Below are 17,681 nucleotides of genomic sequence, written 5' to 3' on the forward strand. Positions count from 1 at the left end.
GCTCGACTCCACAACGAGAGGAAGAAGATCATGAAGGACGGGTCGCCCGTGATCACGGTCGACGGAAGCGGCTTGCGGGTGGCTGTGGTGGCAGCCTCGTGGCACGCCACGATCATGGACGGGCTGATCGACGGTGCCCGGCGGGGCTTGGCCGACGCCTCGGTGACGGACGTTGATCTTGTCCGGGTACCAGGAACCTTCGAGCTTGCGGTGGCCTGCGCCCGGCTCGCCCCCCGCTATGATGCGCTCGTCGCCCTGGGAGTGGTGATCCGCGGCGGTACGCCGCACTTCGAGTACGTCTGCCAGTCGGCGACGGTCGGCCTGACCGAGGTCAGCGTCAGGTCCGGTATTCCGGTCGGATTCGGCGTGCTCACCTGTGACGACGAGCAGCAGGCCCTGGCCCGGGCCGGGATTCCGGGTTCCAGTGAGGACAAGGGGTATGAGGCGGCCACTGCGGCGGTCGCCACCGTCACGGCGCTGCGGGCGGTTCTCGAGTGACCGCCCTTCGACAGGCTCAGGATGCGTCACCCTTCGACATACGCGCTCGGAGCTTGCGTACGCGCTCTGAGCTTGTCGAAGAGCTGTGAGGATGCCGAACGGCAGCGTGTGGTTGCTCAAACCCCATTTTTGCAGCCACACGCTGCCGCACGAGCGGATGCGCCCCTTCGACAGGCTCAGGGCGCGTCACCGTTCGAGTCACGAGCGGCCTTCCGCGCCCTGAGCTTGTCGAAGGGCAGTTCCGGCACGCTCTCGCCGCGGACGGCGGATCTGCGCTGATGGAAAACACGTACTGCCACAGGTCGGTGGCGCGCTACAGTGCAGACATGCATGCTGCACAGGTCACGACGACGCTAGGACGACTCCGGCGTTCTGACTGACGTGACCTGACACGACGAGCGAGCTCCGGGAGATCGAACCCCGGGGCTCTCCGTTTGCCCGGCCGGTCTCCCGCCTCGCAGAAACTGAGGTGGTTGACATGAAAAATGATCATCGAGAGCTCGGCCGCGAACTGCACCTGTTTGCCACTTCGCCGCTGGTCGGCTCGGGCCTGCCGCTATGGCTCCCTGACGGCGCCGTCATCCGAGGGGAGCTGGAGAAGCTGGCCGCCGAGGAGGCTGAACGCTCGGGTTGTCGTCGCGTCTACACCCCCGTCATGGCCAAGCGTGAGCTGTACGAGCGTTCCGGACACTGGGACAAGTTCTCCGCAGACATGTTCCCGGTGATGAACGTCGGGGGCGAGAGCTTCGTGCTCCGGCCGGCGAACTGCCCACATCATGCAATGGTCTACGCCGCGCAGGGTCGCAGCATCCGTGATCTGCCGTTCCGCCTGTCCGAGGTCGGCTCGATGTTCCGCAGCGAGCTGTCGGGTGTCCTCAGTGGCCTGGCTCGGGTGCGGCAGATCAACCTGGACGACGCCCATGTCTTCTGTGCCCCCGAGCAGGTCGCGGGAGAGGTGGTGCTCGCCCTTGAGGCGATCCAGCGCTGCTATCGGCTGCTGGGTCTGGAGGTGTCCTACTACCGGCTGTCACTGGACGGGCCGGGCGGTGGCTTCCTCGGCACCCGGGCCCAGTGGGACGATGCAGAGGCACAGCTGCGCCGGGCCCTCGACCAGCTTGAGTTGCCGTATGTGGCAGCACCTGGAGAGGCGGCGTTCTACGGGCCGAAGATTGACGTTCAGGTGCTCGACGGGCAGGGTCGGGAGGAGACCTTGTCGACCGTCCAGCTGGACTTCAACCAGCCCGAGCGCTTCAACCTGGAGTACGTCGGATCCGACGGCGGACGGCACCGCCCGGTGATGATTCACCGCGGTCTGCTCGGATCGATGGAGCGGATGACCGCACAGCTGATCGAACGCTTCGCGGGCAGGATGCCTCCGTGGCTGTCACCGGTCCAGGTCCGGGTGCTGCCGGTATCAGCGTCTCAGCAGAACGTCGCCGAAGGGTTGGCCAACCGACTCCGGCAACGGGGGATCCGGACCGAGCTGTCCTCCGACGGCTCGCTTGGTGCCCGGATCCGTGCCTCCCGGCTGCAACGCGTTGCCTACCTGGCCATCATCGGGGCTGAGGAAGCGAGGGCCGACACCGTGAATGTCGTGTTGCCGGCGCTGGAACAGAGGGGATCGCTGGCCGCGGTGGACTTCGTCGAGAAGGTCAGCTCCGAGGTGGCCGAGCGCGTCCAGCAGCCACGGCCGCTGCCGTGAGGGACTTCTCGGCGGGCTGACGGCAGCGCAGCGGGGAAGAATCGGGGCCTGAGTAGGATCGGGGCGGTGAACGAGGCCTACGTCTATGACGCGGTGCGGACGGTCTTCGGGCGCCACGGCGGCGCGCTGGCCGGAACTCGGCCAGACGACCTGGCCGCGCACGTGCTCAAGGCTCTGGTTGACCGCTCGACCGACCTCGACCCGTCCCGACTGGATGAGGTGATCCTCGGCAACGCCAACGGGGCCGGGGAGGAGAACCGCAACGTCGCCCGGATGGCCGTGCTGCTGGCGCAGCTGCCGGTGGAGGTGCCTGCGACGACGGTCAACCGGCTCTGCGGCTCCAGCCTGGATGCAGTGATCATCGGTTCCCGACAGATCGCGACCGGTGAGGCGGACCTGGTGATCGCTGGTGGCGTCGAGTCGATGAGTCGTGCGCCGTGGGTGCTGCCGAAGACGGAGAAGCCCTATCCGGCAACGGACCTGACGCTCACCTCGACCTCGATGGGATGGCGGCTGGTCAACCCGGCCATGCCCAGGAGATGGACCGTGACCCTGGGGGAGGCGACCGAGCTGCTGCGCGAACGCCATGGCATCAGCCGAGAACGGCAGGATGCCTTCGCGCAACGCTCACACCGGCTGGCCCATCAGGCGTGGCAGAGCGGCTGGTACGACGACCTGATCGTCGAGGTTCCCGGCGTGGAGCTCGCCCGTGACGAGTCGATCCGGCCGGACACGACGCTGGACCGGTTGGCGGCGCTGGTCACCGTCTTTCGTCCGGCCGCCAATGGCGGCACGGTCACTGCGGGCAACGCGTCACCGCTCAGCGACGGCGCCTCCGCTGTGCTGCTGGGCAGCGAGGAAGCCGCCGCCCTCACCGGCCGGTCGCCGTTGGCCCGGATCGCCGGCCGGGGCGCCAGTGCGCTCGAGCCCGACCATTTCGGCTATGCCCCGGTGGAGGCGGCCCGGATCGCCCTGCGGCGGGCCGGCATCGGCTGGGACGATGTCTCCGCGGTCGAGCTCAACGAAGCCTTCGCGGCGCAGTCGCTGGCCTGCCTGGACGCGTGGCACATCGACCCCGAGATCGTCAACACTCATGGCGGCGCTATCGCGATCGGCCATCCCCTTGGTGCGTCGGGCACGCGTATCGTCGGTACCCTCGCCCGCCGCTTGCAGCGCTCAGGCGGACGCTGGGGTGTCGCCGCGATCTGTGTGGGCGTAGGGCAGGGGCTGGCTGTGGTCCTCGAGAATGTGACGCAGTAGTTTCCGACGCCACTCCACCGCGTCGGTCCGACGTCTCAGCTGTGGTGTGCGGGCACCGGCGGCGCCGGCGCCTGTGCGCCAGGCCCTGTCACAACCGCCGGGGCGGGCCGCGTTCCGTCCGGGCCAGCGATCACGTAGGCGATCATGGCGACGAAGCCGAGACTGAACAGGCCGGTCAGCAGCAGCACCAGAAACCAGGCCTTGTCGTCGAGCTGCGCTGTGTTCAACACGGCACCGACCCAGGCGACGAATTGCGCGATGGCCGCGCACACCATCACCAGAACGGCGATCCCAGCCAGGCCGATCATGGTCCAGCCGAACGGACCGGACTTGATCCCCACGACGTCTGGACCGTTCATGACGAAGCTGTCCTGCCAGATCGCCAGGCCGCCGGCGACGAGGAACAGGACGCCGGCACCGACCAGGGCGATCAGGCTTCCGACGAACAACTTCACGATCAATGGCTTATCCATGAGAATCCCCTCCACCTCCCATGCTGCGTGGCTGACCCTCGAGGAAACCAGGGACGTTGGTCCTGTCCGGTCGGGATCTGCGCTGGTCAGCCGAGCAGGGAGCCGATGGTGTCCGAAGGTGACTTCTTCTGCACCTCGGGCACGTGCGCCGTCCACCGAAGGTGCGTACCCCCTTGGGCTGGTCGTCGCAGGTCAAGACTGCCGCCATGGCGTTCGGCGCGCTCGCGCATATCGAACAGCTCTCCGTGCGCGACCGAGGGTGGAATCCCGCATCCGTCGTCTGTGACATCGAGGGTGACCACTGGGTCGAGGAAGGAGAGCGCGATCGTCATGGAGCTGGCCCGCGAGTGCCGGGCCGCGTTCGTGATCGCCTCGCGTACGACAGCGACGACATCATCGGCGAGCTCGGTCGGCACCTGCTCGATCGGGCCTGAGAACTGGATCTCGGAATGAAGCCCGGGTGCTGTCGTCTCTTCGTCGAGTACGAAGAGCAGCCGCTGTTTGAGTCCTTCGGGTTGGTGCGGCATCGGATGCAGCTGGTAGATGGTCGCCCTGATCCGACGGATGGTGTCGTCGAGCGCCTTCACATAGCCACTGATCCGACCCCGCTGCGACTCGTCCAGTCCTTCGATCATCCCCTCCAGTCCCATACCCACCGCGAACAGCTCCTGGATGACGTGGTCATGCAGGTCCGAGGCGATCCGGTCATGGTCCTCGACCATGGTCAAGAACTCGTGTTCGGTTCGGGCCCGGTCCAGCTCGAGAGCCAGACCGGCGTGGGCGGCGAAACCCGAGAGCAGTTCCTTGTCCGTCTGGGTGAATGGCGCGCGGCCGGCGAGCCGACTCACCGACAGCACGCCACGGATCTGCCCGTCGGGTCCGGTCAGGGGCACGCCGACAACCGCTCCGAGGCCGACTCCGATAGCCTCCTGGCCCTTAGCGAAATCTGCAGCATAATCACTGCTCAGCTGAGCTCGGCCCGTTCGGATCACTTCGGCTGCCATCGTGTGGGCACTGTCGACCACCCGACCCGACATGGCCGCCAATGCGCCTGCGGATGCCTCGACGCTCAGTTCGTGGTCACTCACCGGCATCACCAGCGTCGCCGAGTCCGCATCGGCACCGCGCAGCGCATAACGCAGAACGACGTCGAGAGGGCGCTCTGTGGTGCCGGCGAACAGCTGCTGTGTCAGCGCTGTCGACGCCGACAGCCAGTGCCGCTGCTGCTGGGTCTCCAGATAGAGCCGAGCGTTGGTGATGGCACTTCCGGCGGTTGCGGCCAGCGCGGTCAGCAGCTGCTGGTCGTCGCTGCTGAAGGTCCCTTTGACGCTGTCGGTCAGATAGAGGTTGCCGAAGGTCTGGTTCCGGACCTGAATGGGAACTCCGAGGAAGCTCGTCATCCGTGGGTGGTGCTCGGGAAAGCCTGCAGCGGCGGGATGAGCGTTCAGATCGTTCAGCCGGACCGGGCCGGGGGAGTGGATCAGTAGCCCCAGAATGCCCTTGCCCTCCGGCAGGACACCGATGCGCTCGACCAGCTCCGGGGGCATCCCGTCATGGACGAACTGTTCCAGCTTTCCGTTCGGGCCGATGACGCCCAGCGCCGCGTACCGCGCCTGGACGAGCTCGCGTGCAGCCACCACGATGTGGCGCAACAGCGCGGGCAGGCTGAGATCGCTGACGATCTTGGCGTTGGCGCGCAGCAGGCTGCGGAGTCGGCCCTGGGCTGCCAGCACATCTTGAGCTCGAGCCGTCAGCTGGCCGATGACCTCCTCCAACTCCAGCTGCGGCACGTCGGGGAAGGTCAGCGTCAACGCCTCGTCAGCGGTGTCCCAGGGGGCACCGAAGGCGGACGGAGGCGGTGGTGACACGACCGGTGCCATCGAGGCGGCTGGTGCCGGCTCTGTCCGCGGGACGATCCGGTCCGCCATAGTCAGCGTCAACGTCACCATCGCGCCGAGGCAACGGCCCTCGTCGTCCATCCTGGACGAGACCAGCATGTCGAAGCGCCGGGCAAGCTCGGGGCTGTCGCAGCTGATGGTCAGTCCTCGCGGGACCGCGAGATTGCCCCCGATGGCGGACCTGATCGCCTCAACGACCAGCTGGACCTGCGGATCGTCGCCAGCTGCCGCGCAGACCTCCAGGTACGACATGCCAACACCGGTGCGCGCCGGGTCTCCGTCGTTGTCCCCGCAGAACTGGCGCCAGGCCGCATTGACGGAGACGATCACCCCTTCGCGATCGAGGATCGCCACCTCGGCCCCGGCACCCTCCGGTCGGCCGCCCGCCCCCGAGGTCGACCCCTCGCGTTCTCCTGCACCTGCATCGGCTAGAGCCATCGCCACCCCGGTCAGCCAGCTTCCCACGCGGTTCGCGGATGATCCGGTGACTGCCAAACACACCGGCACCGGTCACCTCATTGACACTACTCCGGCGGGGGGAGGGTGAGAAGGGTTGCTCACGTCACCGACGCGGGGGTCAGGCGCCCAGGGAGGTCCAGGTGCGCCGGTCGACCACCCCGGTCACCTTGAGATGGTGCCTCTTCTGGTACTTGCGTACCGCGGACCGGGTCTGCGGTCCGAACCATCCATCCGCGGTGATCCGCAGCTTCTTCTGCAGCGCCTTGACCGCGGCACCCCGCGAGCCGATCCGAAGGACGGTCTTCTTGTACTTGGTCAGCGGGCTGGTCTTCTTGGCGGCCGGCTTCGGCTTGGCCGCCGGCTTCGGCTTGGCCGCCGGCTTCGGCTTGGCTGTCGGAGCAGGCGAGGGCCTAGGCGCCGGCTTGGCGCTCGGGGGAGGAGTCGGCGCTGGCTGCGGAGCGGTCGCGACCGGCGCCGGCTGAGGAGCCTGGGACTTCAACAGCGCCCGCCAGGTCTCCACGTCGACGACGCCGGTGGCCGGCAGTTGGTGCGCAGACTGCCAGCCCTTGACTGTGGCCGCGGTGACGGGGCCGTAAATCCCGTCGGCGCCGGTGCCGACAACACTCTGCACAGCCTTGACCACGGGACCCGTCGAACCGGTGCGGAGCTCCATCCCCGAGAACGTGGTCAGCGTCCTCAGCGTGGAGGAGGCTCCAGCCGGCGCCTGGACGCGGGGGTAGTCGGCACACGGAGTCGTGTTCATGGCACGGTAGGGAGCCGCCCAGTTCAGGTCGGAAGGTCGGCAGGGACCGTACTCGGTGACGGCCACCTTCTTGCTCCAGAAGGAGGTCCGGCCCATGGCGCCTGCCCAGCTCAACGAGATGTGGATGTGGTTGCGGTGGCAGGCCGAGTCGTAGCCGATCTCAGGGTGTGAGGCGCAGTTGGAGTAGGCGCGCCAACCCTCAGCGGCTCGATAGGAGCCCCAGATCTTGTTGTTCCAGATCACGTACATGACGCCGAGCCGACGAGCATTGGCGTAGGTGTTGCCCGCCTTGTCAGCCGCAAAAAGCCAGCTGAGCACCGCCTTGGCCTGCGCGGCCTGCTTGGGATCCCGGACGGAGTTCATCCAGTCGATGGCTCGCCCGTCATAGTGCTCGGTGGTGGGCAGCGGGTCGACTCCGCAGGTGCGCGTGATGCCGTAGCTGGTGCCGGGATAGGTGGACGTCAGCAGCTTGGCGAGCTTGGTGGCCCCCGGCTTGGCTGTCGGGTCGCACGAGTTGGCAGGCACGTAGCCGGCCAGCTGCTCGATGCCGCTCGGCAGCCCGGTTGCTGTGGCCGGGGCAGGCGCTGTCACGGTGGCGGCGGTGGCGGTCACCGGGGCGGCGAGAAGGCCGACGGACGCAACTGCGGCGAGCAGCGCGGTGGCGAATCGGGTGCCTCGGGCGCGGAGGGCTGTGGTCATGACGGTTCTTTCGACAGGAGAGGTCACTCCACGCCGGACAGACGTGGGTGGCGCGTACGGCCCCCGAGGCTGAGAGGATCATAAGGCTAAACTTGCCTAAACTGCAATCCTGCGTATTCCGCGCCAAACCGACGGCGAAGAGGGCGAGGGGATCCCGCGCGATAACCTGATCGGCGTGCTCACTGCGTTGACCTGGGGTTCGGTCGCTGCCGTCTCGTTGGTGCTCGGTGCCTTCCTCGGTCTCGGCCGCAAATGGCCCGCCGGCGCCGTGGGCGGCGTGCTCGCCTTCGGGGCGGGAGCCCTGATCTCCAGCGTCGCCTTCGAGCTGGCCCAGGAGGGGCTGCGGCTGGGCAGTCCGGTGTCGGTGGCGATCGGGCTCGCCGTCGGTGCGCTCACGTTCTTCTGGGCCGACAAGTTGGTGGAGCGGATCGGCGGCCGGTCAGGCGGTGGAGCCGCCGGCCTTCCGCTGGCTCTGGGAGCGCTGCTGGACGGGATTCCTGAGCAGGCGGTGCTGGGTATCGGGCTGGCAGCCGGACATGGCGTCAGCGTTGCCCTGCTGGTGGCCATCTTCGTCTCCAATGTGCCCGAGGCGGTGGGCTCCGCCAGCGACATGCGCCAGGCCGGCAAGTCCGCCCGTTCGGTGGTGGGGTTGTGGGTGGTGGTGGTCGTTGTCTGCACGATGGCCACCGTCGGTGGCTATGCGCTGGCGGATGTGACGGGCGGCGAGCTGAAGGCGGGGATCGACGGCTTCGCCGCAGGTGCTCTGCTGGTCATGCTGGTCGACTCGATGATCCCCGAGGCCGCGAAGAAGGCGGGCAACAAGGCCGGTCTAGCCACCGTTCTCGGTTTTGCCGTCGCGGCTGCGCTGTCCAACCTGTCCTGAGGAGTGCATTCCATGATCACTGCATCATCCAGATCGGCCCGCCGGAGGCCATTGGCGCTCACCGCTGTAGACATCGACGACGACTTCTGGGCCCCGCGCCGCGCACTGATCCGTACCGCGACGCTGCGGCAGCAGGAACATCAGCTGCGGACCGGCGGCCAGTTCGAGGCGCTCAAGCTCAGCTGGCGACCGGGTGATCCGGGCGAGCCGCACATCTTCTGGGAGAGCGACGTCGCCAAGTGGATCGAGGCGGCCAGCTACTGCCTGGCCACCACCGCAGATCCCGACCTCGAGGCGGCCGTCGACGAGGCGATCGAACTGCTGGCAGGAGCGCAGCAGGACGACGGCTATCTCAATGTGTACTTCACCGTGGTCAAGCCGGGGGAGAGGTTCACCGATCTGCGTGACGCACACGAGCTCTACTGCGCCGGGCACCTGATCGAGGCGGGCGTAGCGCACTTCGAAGCCACCGGGAAGACCCGGCTGCTGGACATCGTCCGCCGCTATGCCGACCTGATCGATGCCGTGTTCGCCCCGGACGGTCCTTGCGCGGGTGGTTACGACGGGCACCAGGAGATCGAGCTCGCGCTGGTCAAGCTCTACCGGGTCACGGGGGATTCGAGGTACCTGGTCCTGAGCCGGCGGCTGATCGATGCGCGGGGAACCCAGCCGTTCTACTTCGAGCTCGAGGAACAGCGGCGCGGCACGCCCGGTTACTTCGGACCCGTCTTCCCGCAGCGGCCACGGCAGGCGCAGCGGTTCCGCGAGTACAACCAGAGCCACCGTCCGGTCGTCGAGCAGGATGCGGTGGTGGGTCACTCCGTGCGGGCGATGTACATGTGCTCGGCCATCACGGATCTGGCGGCGGAGACGGGTGATCCGGCCTTGGCTGAGGCCGTCAGCAGGCTCTGGGAGGACGTCACCGAGCGGAAGATGTACCTCACCGGTGGGCTCGGTTCGGATCCGTCCATTGAAGGCTTCGGGCCCGCCTACGACCTGCCGGACGAGCACGGATACGCCGAGACCTGCGCGGCCATCGGACTGGTCCAATGGGCGCAGCGGATGGCCAACGGGCGCGCCGACGGCCGCTATGTCGACGTGCTTGAACGCGCCCTCTACAACGGCGTCCTCAGTGGAGCTTCGGCGGACGGCACCAGCTATTTCTACGGCAACCCGCTGGCCAGCAGCGGTGACGTGCACCGGCACGAGTGGTTCGGCGTCGCCTGCTGCCCGCCCAACCTGGCGCGGCTGCTCAGCGAGCTGCAGCGCTATGTGTATGCCCAGGGTGACGGCGAAGCTGTGGTGAACCTCTTCGTCCAGGGCGAGGCGCGCTTCAGCACCAGCAGCGGCACCTTCGTCGTACGGCAGCAGAGCCGCTATCCGCGCGACGGTGTCACGAAGATCATCATCGAGCCGGCGGTCGACGGACAGCGACATGTCCTTGCGGTCCGGATCCCCGGCTGGAGCCGGCCGACAGCCACGCTGAACGGTGCAGAGCTGCCGCTCACCCTTCGTGACGGCTATCTCGTGCTGGAGCGGGACTGGGCCGGGGGAGACACCGTCGACATCGACCTGGGGATGGGCATCCGGCGGACCTGGGCCCACCCTCGGGTCGCCTCGGCCGCCGGCAAGGTGGCCCTGGAACGTGGCCCGATCGTGTTCTGCCTCGAAGGAGTTGATCATGAAGAGCCGGTGCGGGGGATCGTTCTGGACAGGAGCGCGGAGTTGACCGAGCGTCCCGACCCGAGGACCGGTGTGGTGAGCGTGCACGGTACGGCGCACGCAGACCACGCGGTCACCGACGAGCTCTACAGCAGTCGGCCACCGTCGCAGGTCGAGGTCGAGCTCACCGCGGTCCCGTACTTCTCCTGGGCCAACCGTGGCCAGAGTGATATGACGGTGTGGATCAGGGAGAACCTCGGGCGTTGAGGTGCTCCGGAGCAGCGACGACTGTCGGTGGTTCGGGCTAACGTGGTCACGGTGGCAAGAGTCCCGCCCCAGCAGCAGAGGAGAACGTCATGACCACCCTGCCAGATCGCCCCAACAGCGCCCTGCTCGTGATCGACGTGCAGAACGGCGTAGTGGCCGAGGCGCACCAGCGCGATGCGGTCGTCGCCAACATCGGGACGCTTGTGCTCAAGGCACGCGGAGAGGGGACGGCGATCGTCTGGGTCCAGCACTCCGACGAGCAGCTGGAGAAGGGGAGTGATGCCTGGGAGTACGTCCCGGAACTGCCCCGTGGGGAGTCAGAACCGTTGGTGCACAAGACCTACGGCGACTCCTTCGAGGACACCGACCTGGAAGGGGTGCTAGCCCAGGCGGGAGTTGGGCACCTGGTGGTGACCGGCGCGCAGACGGATGCCTGCATCCGGTCCACGATCCATGGCGCCTTCGCGCGCGGCTATGACGTGACGCTCGTCGCAGACGCGCATACGACGGAGGACCTGAGTGCCTGGGGCGCTCCGCCGCCAGACCAGGTCATCGCCCACACGAACCTCTATTGGCGCGAACAGTCCGCGCCCGGACGCACCGCCAGCGTCGTGGAGACCAAAGACGTCACGTTCAGCGGCTGACCTGCACACTGCCCGGGTGAGAGGAAACTCGATGCCAGAACTGTTGGTGGACTTCATCACCTCGCTCGACGGCTACGGCTCGGCAGAAGGTTGGCCGGGCTACTGGGGCCTCGAGGGACCCGAATACCTGGCGTGGCTCGACCAGTCGCCGGAACGCGACTACACCATCTTGATGGGGGCAACGACGTATCGCCTGATGTCGGGCTTTGCGGCCACAGCCGACGCCGCGAGCCTCGCGCAGCTCACCGAAATGTCCAAGGTCGTGTTCTCCTCGAGCCTGACCGAGCCGTTGGCATGGGCCAACACGCGCCTGGTGAACGCTGAAACCGTCGAGGCCGTGCGGTCGCTGAAGGCCTCGGGAGGCACCCGTGGCTTGCGCACCATCGGCAGCCTCAGCTTGTGTCGGTCGTTGCTGAAGGCCGGCCTCGTCGACCGATTCCGGGTGGTCGTCTTCCCGGTCATCACCGGAAGCACCGGGCGTGAGCGGATCTACGACGGCTATCCCGACGTCGGCCTGGAGATGGTCGCCAGCCGTACCTTCGACGGCCGGCTCCAGCTGCTCGAGTACGTGCCGACAGTGCTCACCGGTCCGCCGGGATGAGGGCAGCAGACATCGAGGAGGTGAAGTCAGCGGCGTTCGCCTTCGGCCTCGGCGACCTCACCCAGCGCCCCAGAGCCGTCGCCCAGGCCTGGTCGAACGTCGTGTATCGGGTCGACACCACGAAGGGGACCTTCGCGATCAAGCTCTTTGCTCCTGCCATGTCCCATGCTCAGCAGCGACGGCTCCGCCGCGGAATGGCGCTGGAGAGGCGTGTCCTCGAAACGGGCCTGATCCCGGTGCCCGCACCGGTCCTGCGGCAAGGCGATTGGATCGTTGAACTCCCAGGCACCACCGAACCGCGGCTCGTGCGCAGCCACGAATGGGTCTTCGGAGAACCGGCTCATCGACCGCTAGATCATGCTCTGATCGAACAAGCTGGCACCTATCTCGGTCGACTTCATGCCATGCACCACGTCGCCGGAGACACCTCCCAACTGCCACACCTCGACCTCAATCGCTGGAACCGGGCCGTGCAGTCAGCAACTCAGCATGGCCACCGATTTGCTGCAGACCTGAGCCACCTCACACCGCTCGTACAGTCTCTGGCGGCCGACCTCGACGAGCTTCGCCGACAACGACGGCCCATGCGACTGAGCCACGGCGACTATGACCCGAAGAACACGGTGATCTCCGAGGCTGGCCAGCTCGTGGTCACCGACTGGGACTATGCCGGCCCAGTCCTCGCCGACGTCGAGCTCATTGTGAGCGCTACGTCGTTCGCCGAGACCGACGACGCCGTGCTGGACTTCGTTCTGGCCTACCGTGCGGCCGGTGGCGACGCACTGCATGCCGACTCACTCGCGATGACGGCGGAGCTGGCCGACCTCGACTGGCTTCTCCGCAACGTCGAGGCATCATCTCGGCCGGACCAAACCGAGACGATTCACGAACGAACAGTCCGAGACCTCATCGCCAGCCTTCCTGCTGACGTGGAGAGTCTCCGGGCCTGGCCCAGTCGCCTCTCCAACGCAGTCGGCGCCGGGCCACCTAGCCGCTGCACCAGACAGCCCACCCAATGACCAGACAGACGATTTCCTCACCGCTCCCAAGCGATAAGGCAGTCCTCGAGTCTGTCTTCGCCATTGACCAGATCGCGTCAAGGGGAGACCTCGGAAGGCAGTCCGAGCTGCGCACGGCTCTTCGCGAGGGCCGCCTTCGCGTCGCCTGGCGCGACTCGACGCCCGTTGGTTACTACGTGCTCGCGCCCTGGTGGTTTGGTGCCAGCTTCCTCCAACTTCTCTATGTTGACGCGAGGCATCGCCGCTCTGGCATTGGGCACGAGCTGATCGACGACGCCAGACGCCGGGTCAGTGGTCGACTGTTCACCTCAACCAATCAGTCGAACGCACCCATGCAGGCCCTGCTGGAGTCCGTCGGATGGCTAAGCTGTGGCCGCCTTGAAGGCCTGGACGAGGACGACCCCGAACTGTTTTACCGAACCGGGTAGTGTCCACCCGACAACGACGAAGATGCGTGTCGGGTGACCGGGCCGGAGAGCCGGGGCGGGGGTTACCGCCACTGTGCCGCGCCGCCTGCCAGCCGGAGCGGGACCGACCCGATGGAAAGGGCATAGGGAGCAGCCGTGATTACGGCCGGAGGCGCTCCTGCCGCCGCTTCGGCCGGGGTGGCCAGATTCCACCAAGGGTGCGATGGCAGCTGCCGCCCCGGGACGTCAAACATCAGTTCGAGGAAACGTAGCGCCGTCCCTGACGGCGAGGCGTCTGGCTCGATCTGCAAAGCTGTAGAACACCATGGCTGCGGTCGCAGAGACGTCCTCCGGAGAGCCCCATCCCATGCCGACCTTCTCCAGATCTTGCCCTTGTTCGGTTGTCAGGAAGTCGTTCAGCCCGGCGCGCCCCACCTGTTGGACGCCGGACGTCTTCCGTGTACATGAGCTGGATGATCCACCGCCGGAGCGGAACGACCGTACTCTCCGCAAGCGTAGTTCGCCGCGGCGACCAACGTGGGGAAGGTGCCCTGAGGTGGAACGCCGTGATCCAAAGCACTTATTTCATTCTGAGTATTAGCGGCTACAGCTCGTTGAAAAGAACCCGTCCAAATTGGCTTTCTCCGATAGGCATGGGTAGCCGAATGATGATATAATTGGCTCTACCAGGCTCCATGGTTATAACTACTGACCTTCCTGATTAGTCTTGATTTTCCCCTGTTGGCACATGAGAATGTTCTTGCGGATTAATGGGGCGAAAGGTACCGAGCCATGGATCACCGATCAGGCTTGCAACTAAGTGAAGATTTCTACCGTGAGGCAATCCGGCCACTACTCACGAAGGCGTTCCCAGGTCTTCGGCACGCGGCCGCACTCATGGGTCGAGGATCTGAGGTGCTGGGCTTCGACGACACTATGTCCACCGACCACGATTGGACAGCTCGCGTCGTACTTCACCTCGATAACGCGGACTCAGAGATTGTCGGCACGTTGCAAGAAGAACTTGCCGGCAGCATGCCCCCTAGGTATGGAGGTGTTCCGACCAACGTGGAAGTTGCGACCGTTGCCGACTACTTCCAAACACAACTCGGACTGGACATCTCTCAACAATGGGACGCCTACGACTGGATCAGCCTGGCCGAGCATCGGCTGTGTGAGATCACCAGTGGGGCAGTGTTCCACGACGAGGTAGGTCTGCACGACATCCGGAAACGCTTGAGCTATTACCCGCGCGACGTCTGGTACTACCTGCTCGGCGCAGCATGGTGGCGGGTGCACCCCGAATTGAATCTGGTCGGCCGGACCGGGTACGTCGGCGACGATGTTGGCTCATCGCTCATTGCAGCAGAGATGGTCTCGGCACTGATGCACTTATCGTTCCTTATCGAACGACGTTACGCCCCGTATCGCAAATGGCTCGGCACCGCGTTCGCACGGCTCCAAATAGCCAGCAACCTGTTGCCCAAACTACAACAGGTGCTGCGTAGCCAGACCTGGCAGGAACGCGAGCAGGCGCTGACCGCCGCTTACTCGATCGTCGCCGAGGCGTGCAACGACCTGAGACTCACTGACGCCGTGCCGCTGAAGCACACGCGCATGTGGCAGCGTCCCTTCACTGTGTCCTGGGCGGACTTCCCGACAGCACTCACCGCCCAGATCCAAGACCCGACAACTCGGGCGTTCGCAACCAACTGGTCAACGGCCAGCGGGGTCGACCAGGTGCGTGAAATTCTCTGGACCCCCCGCGGGCGTCCTGCTGTGCGCCAATTGGCCGCCAATTGGCTGCCAATCGGCGATGAAGGCCTGCCAACACGGCTGACTCGTCGATGCTGGCCCAGTGGTGGAGGAGCTTCGCCGGTTGCTTCATCTGTTGCAAGAGGCGGACCGCGAGTTGACATAATGTCGCTTATCGGACAACCAGATCGAGACAAGAGACCTGCACCTACAGACCAGCCCGACCACCGTATTGACCGCAACCAGTTCCAACCTCCTGGTCATCTCGCTCTTGGTGGATCTACTGGACTCGGTCAGCCAGCGACATAGGCCGCCAGGTGCTCACCGGTCAGGGTGGAACGGGCCGCGACCAGGTCTGCGGGTGGGCCCTCGAAGACGATCCGGCCGCCGTCGTGGCCAGCGCCGGGACCGAGGTCGATGATCCAGTCGGCGTGCGCCATGACCGCCAGGTGATGCTCGATGACGATAACCGACTTGCCGGACTGGACGAGCCGGTCGAGCAGGCCGAGCAGCTGCTGGACGTCGGCGAGGTGCAGGCCGCTGGTCGGCTCGTCCAGCACGTAGACACCGCCCTTCTCCCCCAGGTGGGTGGCGAGTTTCAGCCGCTGCCGCTCGCCACCGGACAGCGTGGTGAGCGGCTGGCCGATAGTGAGATAGCCGAGCCCGACATCGGCCAGGTGGGTCAGGATCGTGTGTGCGGCTGGCGTCTTCGCCGCATCGGTGTCGAAGAACTCCTCGGCCTCGATCACCGACATCGCCAGCACCTCACTGATGTCCTTGCCACCGAGCCGGTAGTCCAGCACGCCGGCGTCGAAGCGCCTCCCTTCGCAGACCTCGCAGGTGATCGCGACCCCGGCCATCATCGCCAGGTCGGTGTAGATGACGCCGGCGCCGTTGCAGTTGGGACAGGCGCCCTCGGAATTGGAGCTGAACAGCGCCGGCTTCACGCCGTTGGCCTTGGCGAACGCCTTGCGGATCGGGTCCAGCAGTCCGGTGTAGGTGGCGGGGTTGCTGCGCCGCGAGCCCCTGATTCCCGTCTGGTCGACCGACACCACCCCGTCTCGGCCGGAGACGGAGCCGTGGATGAGAGTGCTTTTTCCCGATCCGGCCACGCCAGTGACCACGCACAGCACGCCGAGCGGGATGTCGACGTCGACGTTACGCAGGTTGTGCTCGGTCGCACCACGGATGCCCAGCGCGCCGGTGGGCGTGCGCACCGTCTCCTTGAGCGCGGACCGGTCTCCGAGATGACGGCCGGTGAGGGTGCCGCTGGTCCGCAGCTCCTCGGACGTGCCCTCGAAGCAGATGGTGCCCCCTGCTGAACCGGCGCCGGGGCCAAGGTCGACGACGTGGTCGGCGATGGCGATCGTCTGCGGCTTGTGCTCCACCACGAGCACCGTGTTGCCCTTGTCCCGCAGCCGCAGCAGCAGCTGGTTCATCCGCTGGATGTCGTGCGGGTGCAGCCCGATGGTGGGCTCGTCGAAGACGTAGGTGACGTCGGTGAGCGCCGAGCCGAGATGACGGATCATCTTGGTGCGTTGCGCCTCGCCGCCCGACAGCGTCCCCGACGGTCGATCGAGGCTGAGGTAGCCGAGCCCGATCTCGACGAACGAGTCGAGGGTGTGCAGCAGCGTCCCCAGCAGCGGGCCGACGGATGGATCGTGCAGGCTCGCCACCCACTCGGCCAGGTCGCTGATCTGCATTGCGCAGGCGTCGGCGATGTTGGTCCCCTTGATCTTCGACGACCTGGCCTCCGCGCTGAGCCGGGTGCCGCCGCAGTCGGGGCAGATGGCGAACGTCACAGCTCGCTCCACAAAGGCGCGGATGTGCGGCTGTAGCGTGTCGACGTCCTTGGACAGGAAGGACTTCTGGATCCTCGGTATCAGCCCCTCGTAGGTCAGGTTGATGTTGTCGACCTTGATCCTGGTCGGCTCCTTGTACAGCAGGGCGTCGAGCTCATTCTTGGTGAACCTGCGGATCGGCTTGTCCGGGTCGAAGAACCCACAACCGCCGTAGATTCGGCCGTACCAGCCGTCGACACTGTAACCAGGGATGGTGAGCGCGCCCTCGTTGATCGACTTGCTGTCGTCGTAGAGGGCAGACAGGTCGATGTCGGAGACGCTCCCCCGGCCTTCGCAGCGCAAGCACATGCCACCGGTGATGGTGAAGCTGCGACGTTCCTTCACGGTCCTTCCGGCACGCTGGACCGTCACTGCGCCGGCGCCGCTGAGCGAGGCGACGTTGAAGGAGAATGCTTGCGGGGATCCGATGTGGGGGTGCCCGAGTCGGCTGAACAGGATGCGCAGCATCGCGTAGGCGTCGGTGGCGGTGCCGACCGTGGAGCGGGGGTCGACACCCATCCGCTGCTGGTCGACGATGATTGCGGTCGTGAGCCCTTCAAGGACGTCGACGTCGGGTCGCGCCTGCGTCGGCATGAAGCCCTGCACGAAGGCACTGTAGGTCTCGTTGATCAGCCGTTGCGATTCCGCGGCGATCGTGCTGAACACCAGCGAACTCTTACCCGAGCCGGAGACGCCGGTGAACACCGTCATCCGACGTTTCGGGATCTCGATGCTGACATTCTGGAGATTGTTCTCGCGCGCGCCGTGGACGCGGATCAGATCGTGGCTGTCCGCGATCTGTGGTGCCGTCGTCGGCGCTTCCGTCCTCGTCAGCATGCGCGGGTGACTC

At 66.2% G+C, this 17,681-nt stretch carries 14 protein-coding genes; 10 read left to right on the plus strand and 4 right to left on the minus strand.

The window, feature by feature from the left end; translation table 11 throughout:
* The first annotated feature begins 30 nt into the window (after nucleotides 1-30).
* The 3 genes from ribH to JOE57_RS00280 all read left to right on the plus strand — a co-directional run bounded on the left by ribH (nucleotide 31) and on the right by JOE57_RS00280 (nucleotide 3,460).
* Nucleotides 31-498 (plus strand): 6,7-dimethyl-8-ribityllumazine synthase, encoded by a 468-nt coding sequence (gene ribH / locus JOE57_RS00270; RefSeq protein WP_204915856.1) that lies wholly within the window; start codon nucleotides 31-33, stop codon nucleotides 496-498.
* 478 nt (nucleotides 499-976) lie between these two features.
* Nucleotides 977-2,200 (plus strand): threonine--tRNA ligase, encoded by a 1,224-nt coding sequence (gene thrS, locus JOE57_RS00275; RefSeq protein ID WP_204915857.1) that lies wholly within the window; start codon nucleotides 977-979, stop codon nucleotides 2,198-2,200.
* Between the two features lie 66 nt (nucleotides 2,201-2,266).
* Nucleotides 2,267-3,460 carry an acetyl-CoA C-acyltransferase gene (locus JOE57_RS00280; protein ID WP_204915858.1) on the plus strand — a complete coding sequence of 398 codons (1,194 nt, stop codon included), beginning with the start codon at nucleotides 2,267-2,269 and terminating at the stop codon, nucleotides 3,458-3,460.
* Between the two features lie 35 nt (nucleotides 3,461-3,495).
* On the opposite strand, the gene JOE57_RS00285 is transcribed toward JOE57_RS00280, so the two are convergent.
* The 3 genes from JOE57_RS00285 to JOE57_RS00295 form a co-directional block, all read right to left on the minus strand.
* A complete protein-coding gene (locus JOE57_RS00285; RefSeq protein WP_204915859.1) occupies nucleotides 3,496-3,933 on the minus strand; it encodes a hypothetical protein in 438 nt (145 codons plus the stop codon).
* Nucleotides 3,934-4,019: 86 nt separating this feature from the next.
* Nucleotides 4,020-6,296, minus strand: coding sequence for a GAF domain-containing protein (locus tag JOE57_RS00290; protein ID WP_204915860.1), 2,277 nt, complete (start codon nucleotides 6,294-6,296; stop codon nucleotides 4,020-4,022).
* Between the two features lie 112 nt (nucleotides 6,297-6,408).
* Complete coding sequence (locus JOE57_RS00295; protein ID WP_204915861.1) at nucleotides 6,409-7,752, minus strand: peptidoglycan-binding domain-containing protein; 1,344 nt, start codon at nucleotides 7,750-7,752, stop codon at nucleotides 6,409-6,411.
* 175 nt (nucleotides 7,753-7,927) lie between these two features.
* Between JOE57_RS00295 and JOE57_RS00300 the strand changes: the two genes are divergently transcribed.
* The 7 genes from JOE57_RS00300 (at nucleotide 7,928) to JOE57_RS00330 (ending at nucleotide 15,299) form a co-directional block, all read left to right on the plus strand.
* Entirely contained in the window at nucleotides 7,928-8,635 is a 708-nt protein-coding gene (locus JOE57_RS00300; RefSeq protein WP_204915862.1) for a ZIP family metal transporter, read from the plus strand.
* 12 nt (nucleotides 8,636-8,647) lie between these two features.
* Complete coding sequence (locus JOE57_RS00305) at nucleotides 8,648-10,564, plus strand: glycoside hydrolase family 127 protein (RefSeq protein WP_204915863.1); 1,917 nt, start codon at nucleotides 8,648-8,650, stop codon at nucleotides 10,562-10,564.
* A gap of 89 nt (nucleotides 10,565-10,653) precedes the next feature.
* Entirely contained in the window at nucleotides 10,654-11,208 is a 555-nt protein-coding gene (locus JOE57_RS00310; protein ID WP_204915864.1) for a cysteine hydrolase family protein, read from the plus strand.
* Nucleotides 11,209-11,239: 31 nt separating this feature from the next.
* On the plus strand, nucleotides 11,240-11,809 hold the full coding sequence (locus tag JOE57_RS00315) for a dihydrofolate reductase family protein (protein ID WP_204915865.1): 570 nt from the start codon (nucleotides 11,240-11,242) through the stop codon (nucleotides 11,807-11,809).
* Nucleotides 11,806-12,828: an aminoglycoside phosphotransferase family protein gene (locus tag JOE57_RS00320; protein WP_204915866.1), complete on the plus strand. Its 1,023-nt coding sequence runs from the start codon at nucleotides 11,806-11,808 to the stop codon at nucleotides 12,826-12,828. The genes JOE57_RS00315 and JOE57_RS00320 overlap by 4 nt, the downstream gene beginning before the upstream one ends.
* The gene (locus JOE57_RS00325; protein WP_204915867.1) at nucleotides 12,825-13,256 is read left to right on the plus strand and encodes a GNAT family N-acetyltransferase; all 432 of its coding nucleotides are present in this window, start codon (nucleotides 12,825-12,827) and stop codon (nucleotides 13,254-13,256) included. The genes JOE57_RS00320 and JOE57_RS00325 overlap by 4 nt, the downstream gene beginning before the upstream one ends.
* An 894-nt stretch (nucleotides 13,257-14,150) precedes the next feature.
* Nucleotides 14,151-15,299: a DUF4037 domain-containing protein gene (locus JOE57_RS00330; protein ID WP_204915868.1), complete on the plus strand. Its 1,149-nt coding sequence runs from the start codon at nucleotides 14,151-14,153 to the stop codon at nucleotides 15,297-15,299.
* Here the strand turns inward: JOE57_RS00330 and JOE57_RS00335 are convergent.
* Nucleotides 15,284-17,668, minus strand: a complete 2,385-nt coding sequence (locus JOE57_RS00335) for an ATP-binding cassette domain-containing protein (protein ID WP_204915869.1) — start codon at nucleotides 17,666-17,668, stop codon at nucleotides 15,284-15,286. The two genes, JOE57_RS00330 and JOE57_RS00335, sit on opposite strands and share 16 nt — an antisense overlap.
* Nucleotides 17,669-17,681: the final 13 nt, after the last annotated feature.

The sequence above is a fragment of the Microlunatus panaciterrae genome (assembly GCF_016907535.1).
Taxonomy (GTDB): Bacteria; Actinomycetota; Actinomycetes; order Propionibacteriales; family Propionibacteriaceae; genus Microlunatus; species Microlunatus panaciterrae.

What these genes read in the sequence shown, in the direction of transcription:
- ribH (WP_204915856.1), top strand. Translation starts at nt 31, where the DNA reads ATGAAGGACGGGTCGCCCGTGATCACGGTCGACGGAAGCGGCTTGCGG.
- thrS (WP_204915857.1), top strand. Translation starts at nt 977, where the DNA reads ATGAAAAATGATCATCGAGAGCTCGGCCGCGAACTGCACCTGTTTGCC.
- JOE57_RS00285 (WP_204915859.1), bottom strand. Translation starts at nt 3,933, where the DNA reads ATGGATAAGCCATTGATCGTGAAGTTGTTCGTCGGAAGCCTGATCGCC.
- JOE57_RS00295 (WP_204915861.1), bottom strand. Translation starts at nt 7,752, where the DNA reads ATGACCACAGCCCTCCGCGCCCGAGGCACCCGATTCGCCACCGCGCTG.
- JOE57_RS00305 (WP_204915863.1), top strand. Translation starts at nt 8,648, where the DNA reads ATGATCACTGCATCATCCAGATCGGCCCGCCGGAGGCCATTGGCGCTC.
- JOE57_RS00310 (WP_204915864.1), top strand. Translation starts at nt 10,654, where the DNA reads ATGACCACCCTGCCAGATCGCCCCAACAGCGCCCTGCTCGTGATCGAC.
- JOE57_RS00315 (WP_204915865.1), top strand. Translation starts at nt 11,240, where the DNA reads ATGCCAGAACTGTTGGTGGACTTCATCACCTCGCTCGACGGCTACGGC.
- JOE57_RS00320 (WP_204915866.1), top strand. Translation starts at nt 11,806, where the DNA reads ATGAGGGCAGCAGACATCGAGGAGGTGAAGTCAGCGGCGTTCGCCTTC.
- JOE57_RS00325 (WP_204915867.1), top strand. Translation starts at nt 12,825, where the DNA reads ATGACCAGACAGACGATTTCCTCACCGCTCCCAAGCGATAAGGCAGTC.
- JOE57_RS00335 (WP_204915869.1), bottom strand. Translation starts at nt 17,668, where the DNA reads ATGCTGACGAGGACGGAAGCGCCGACGACGGCACCACAGATCGCGGAC.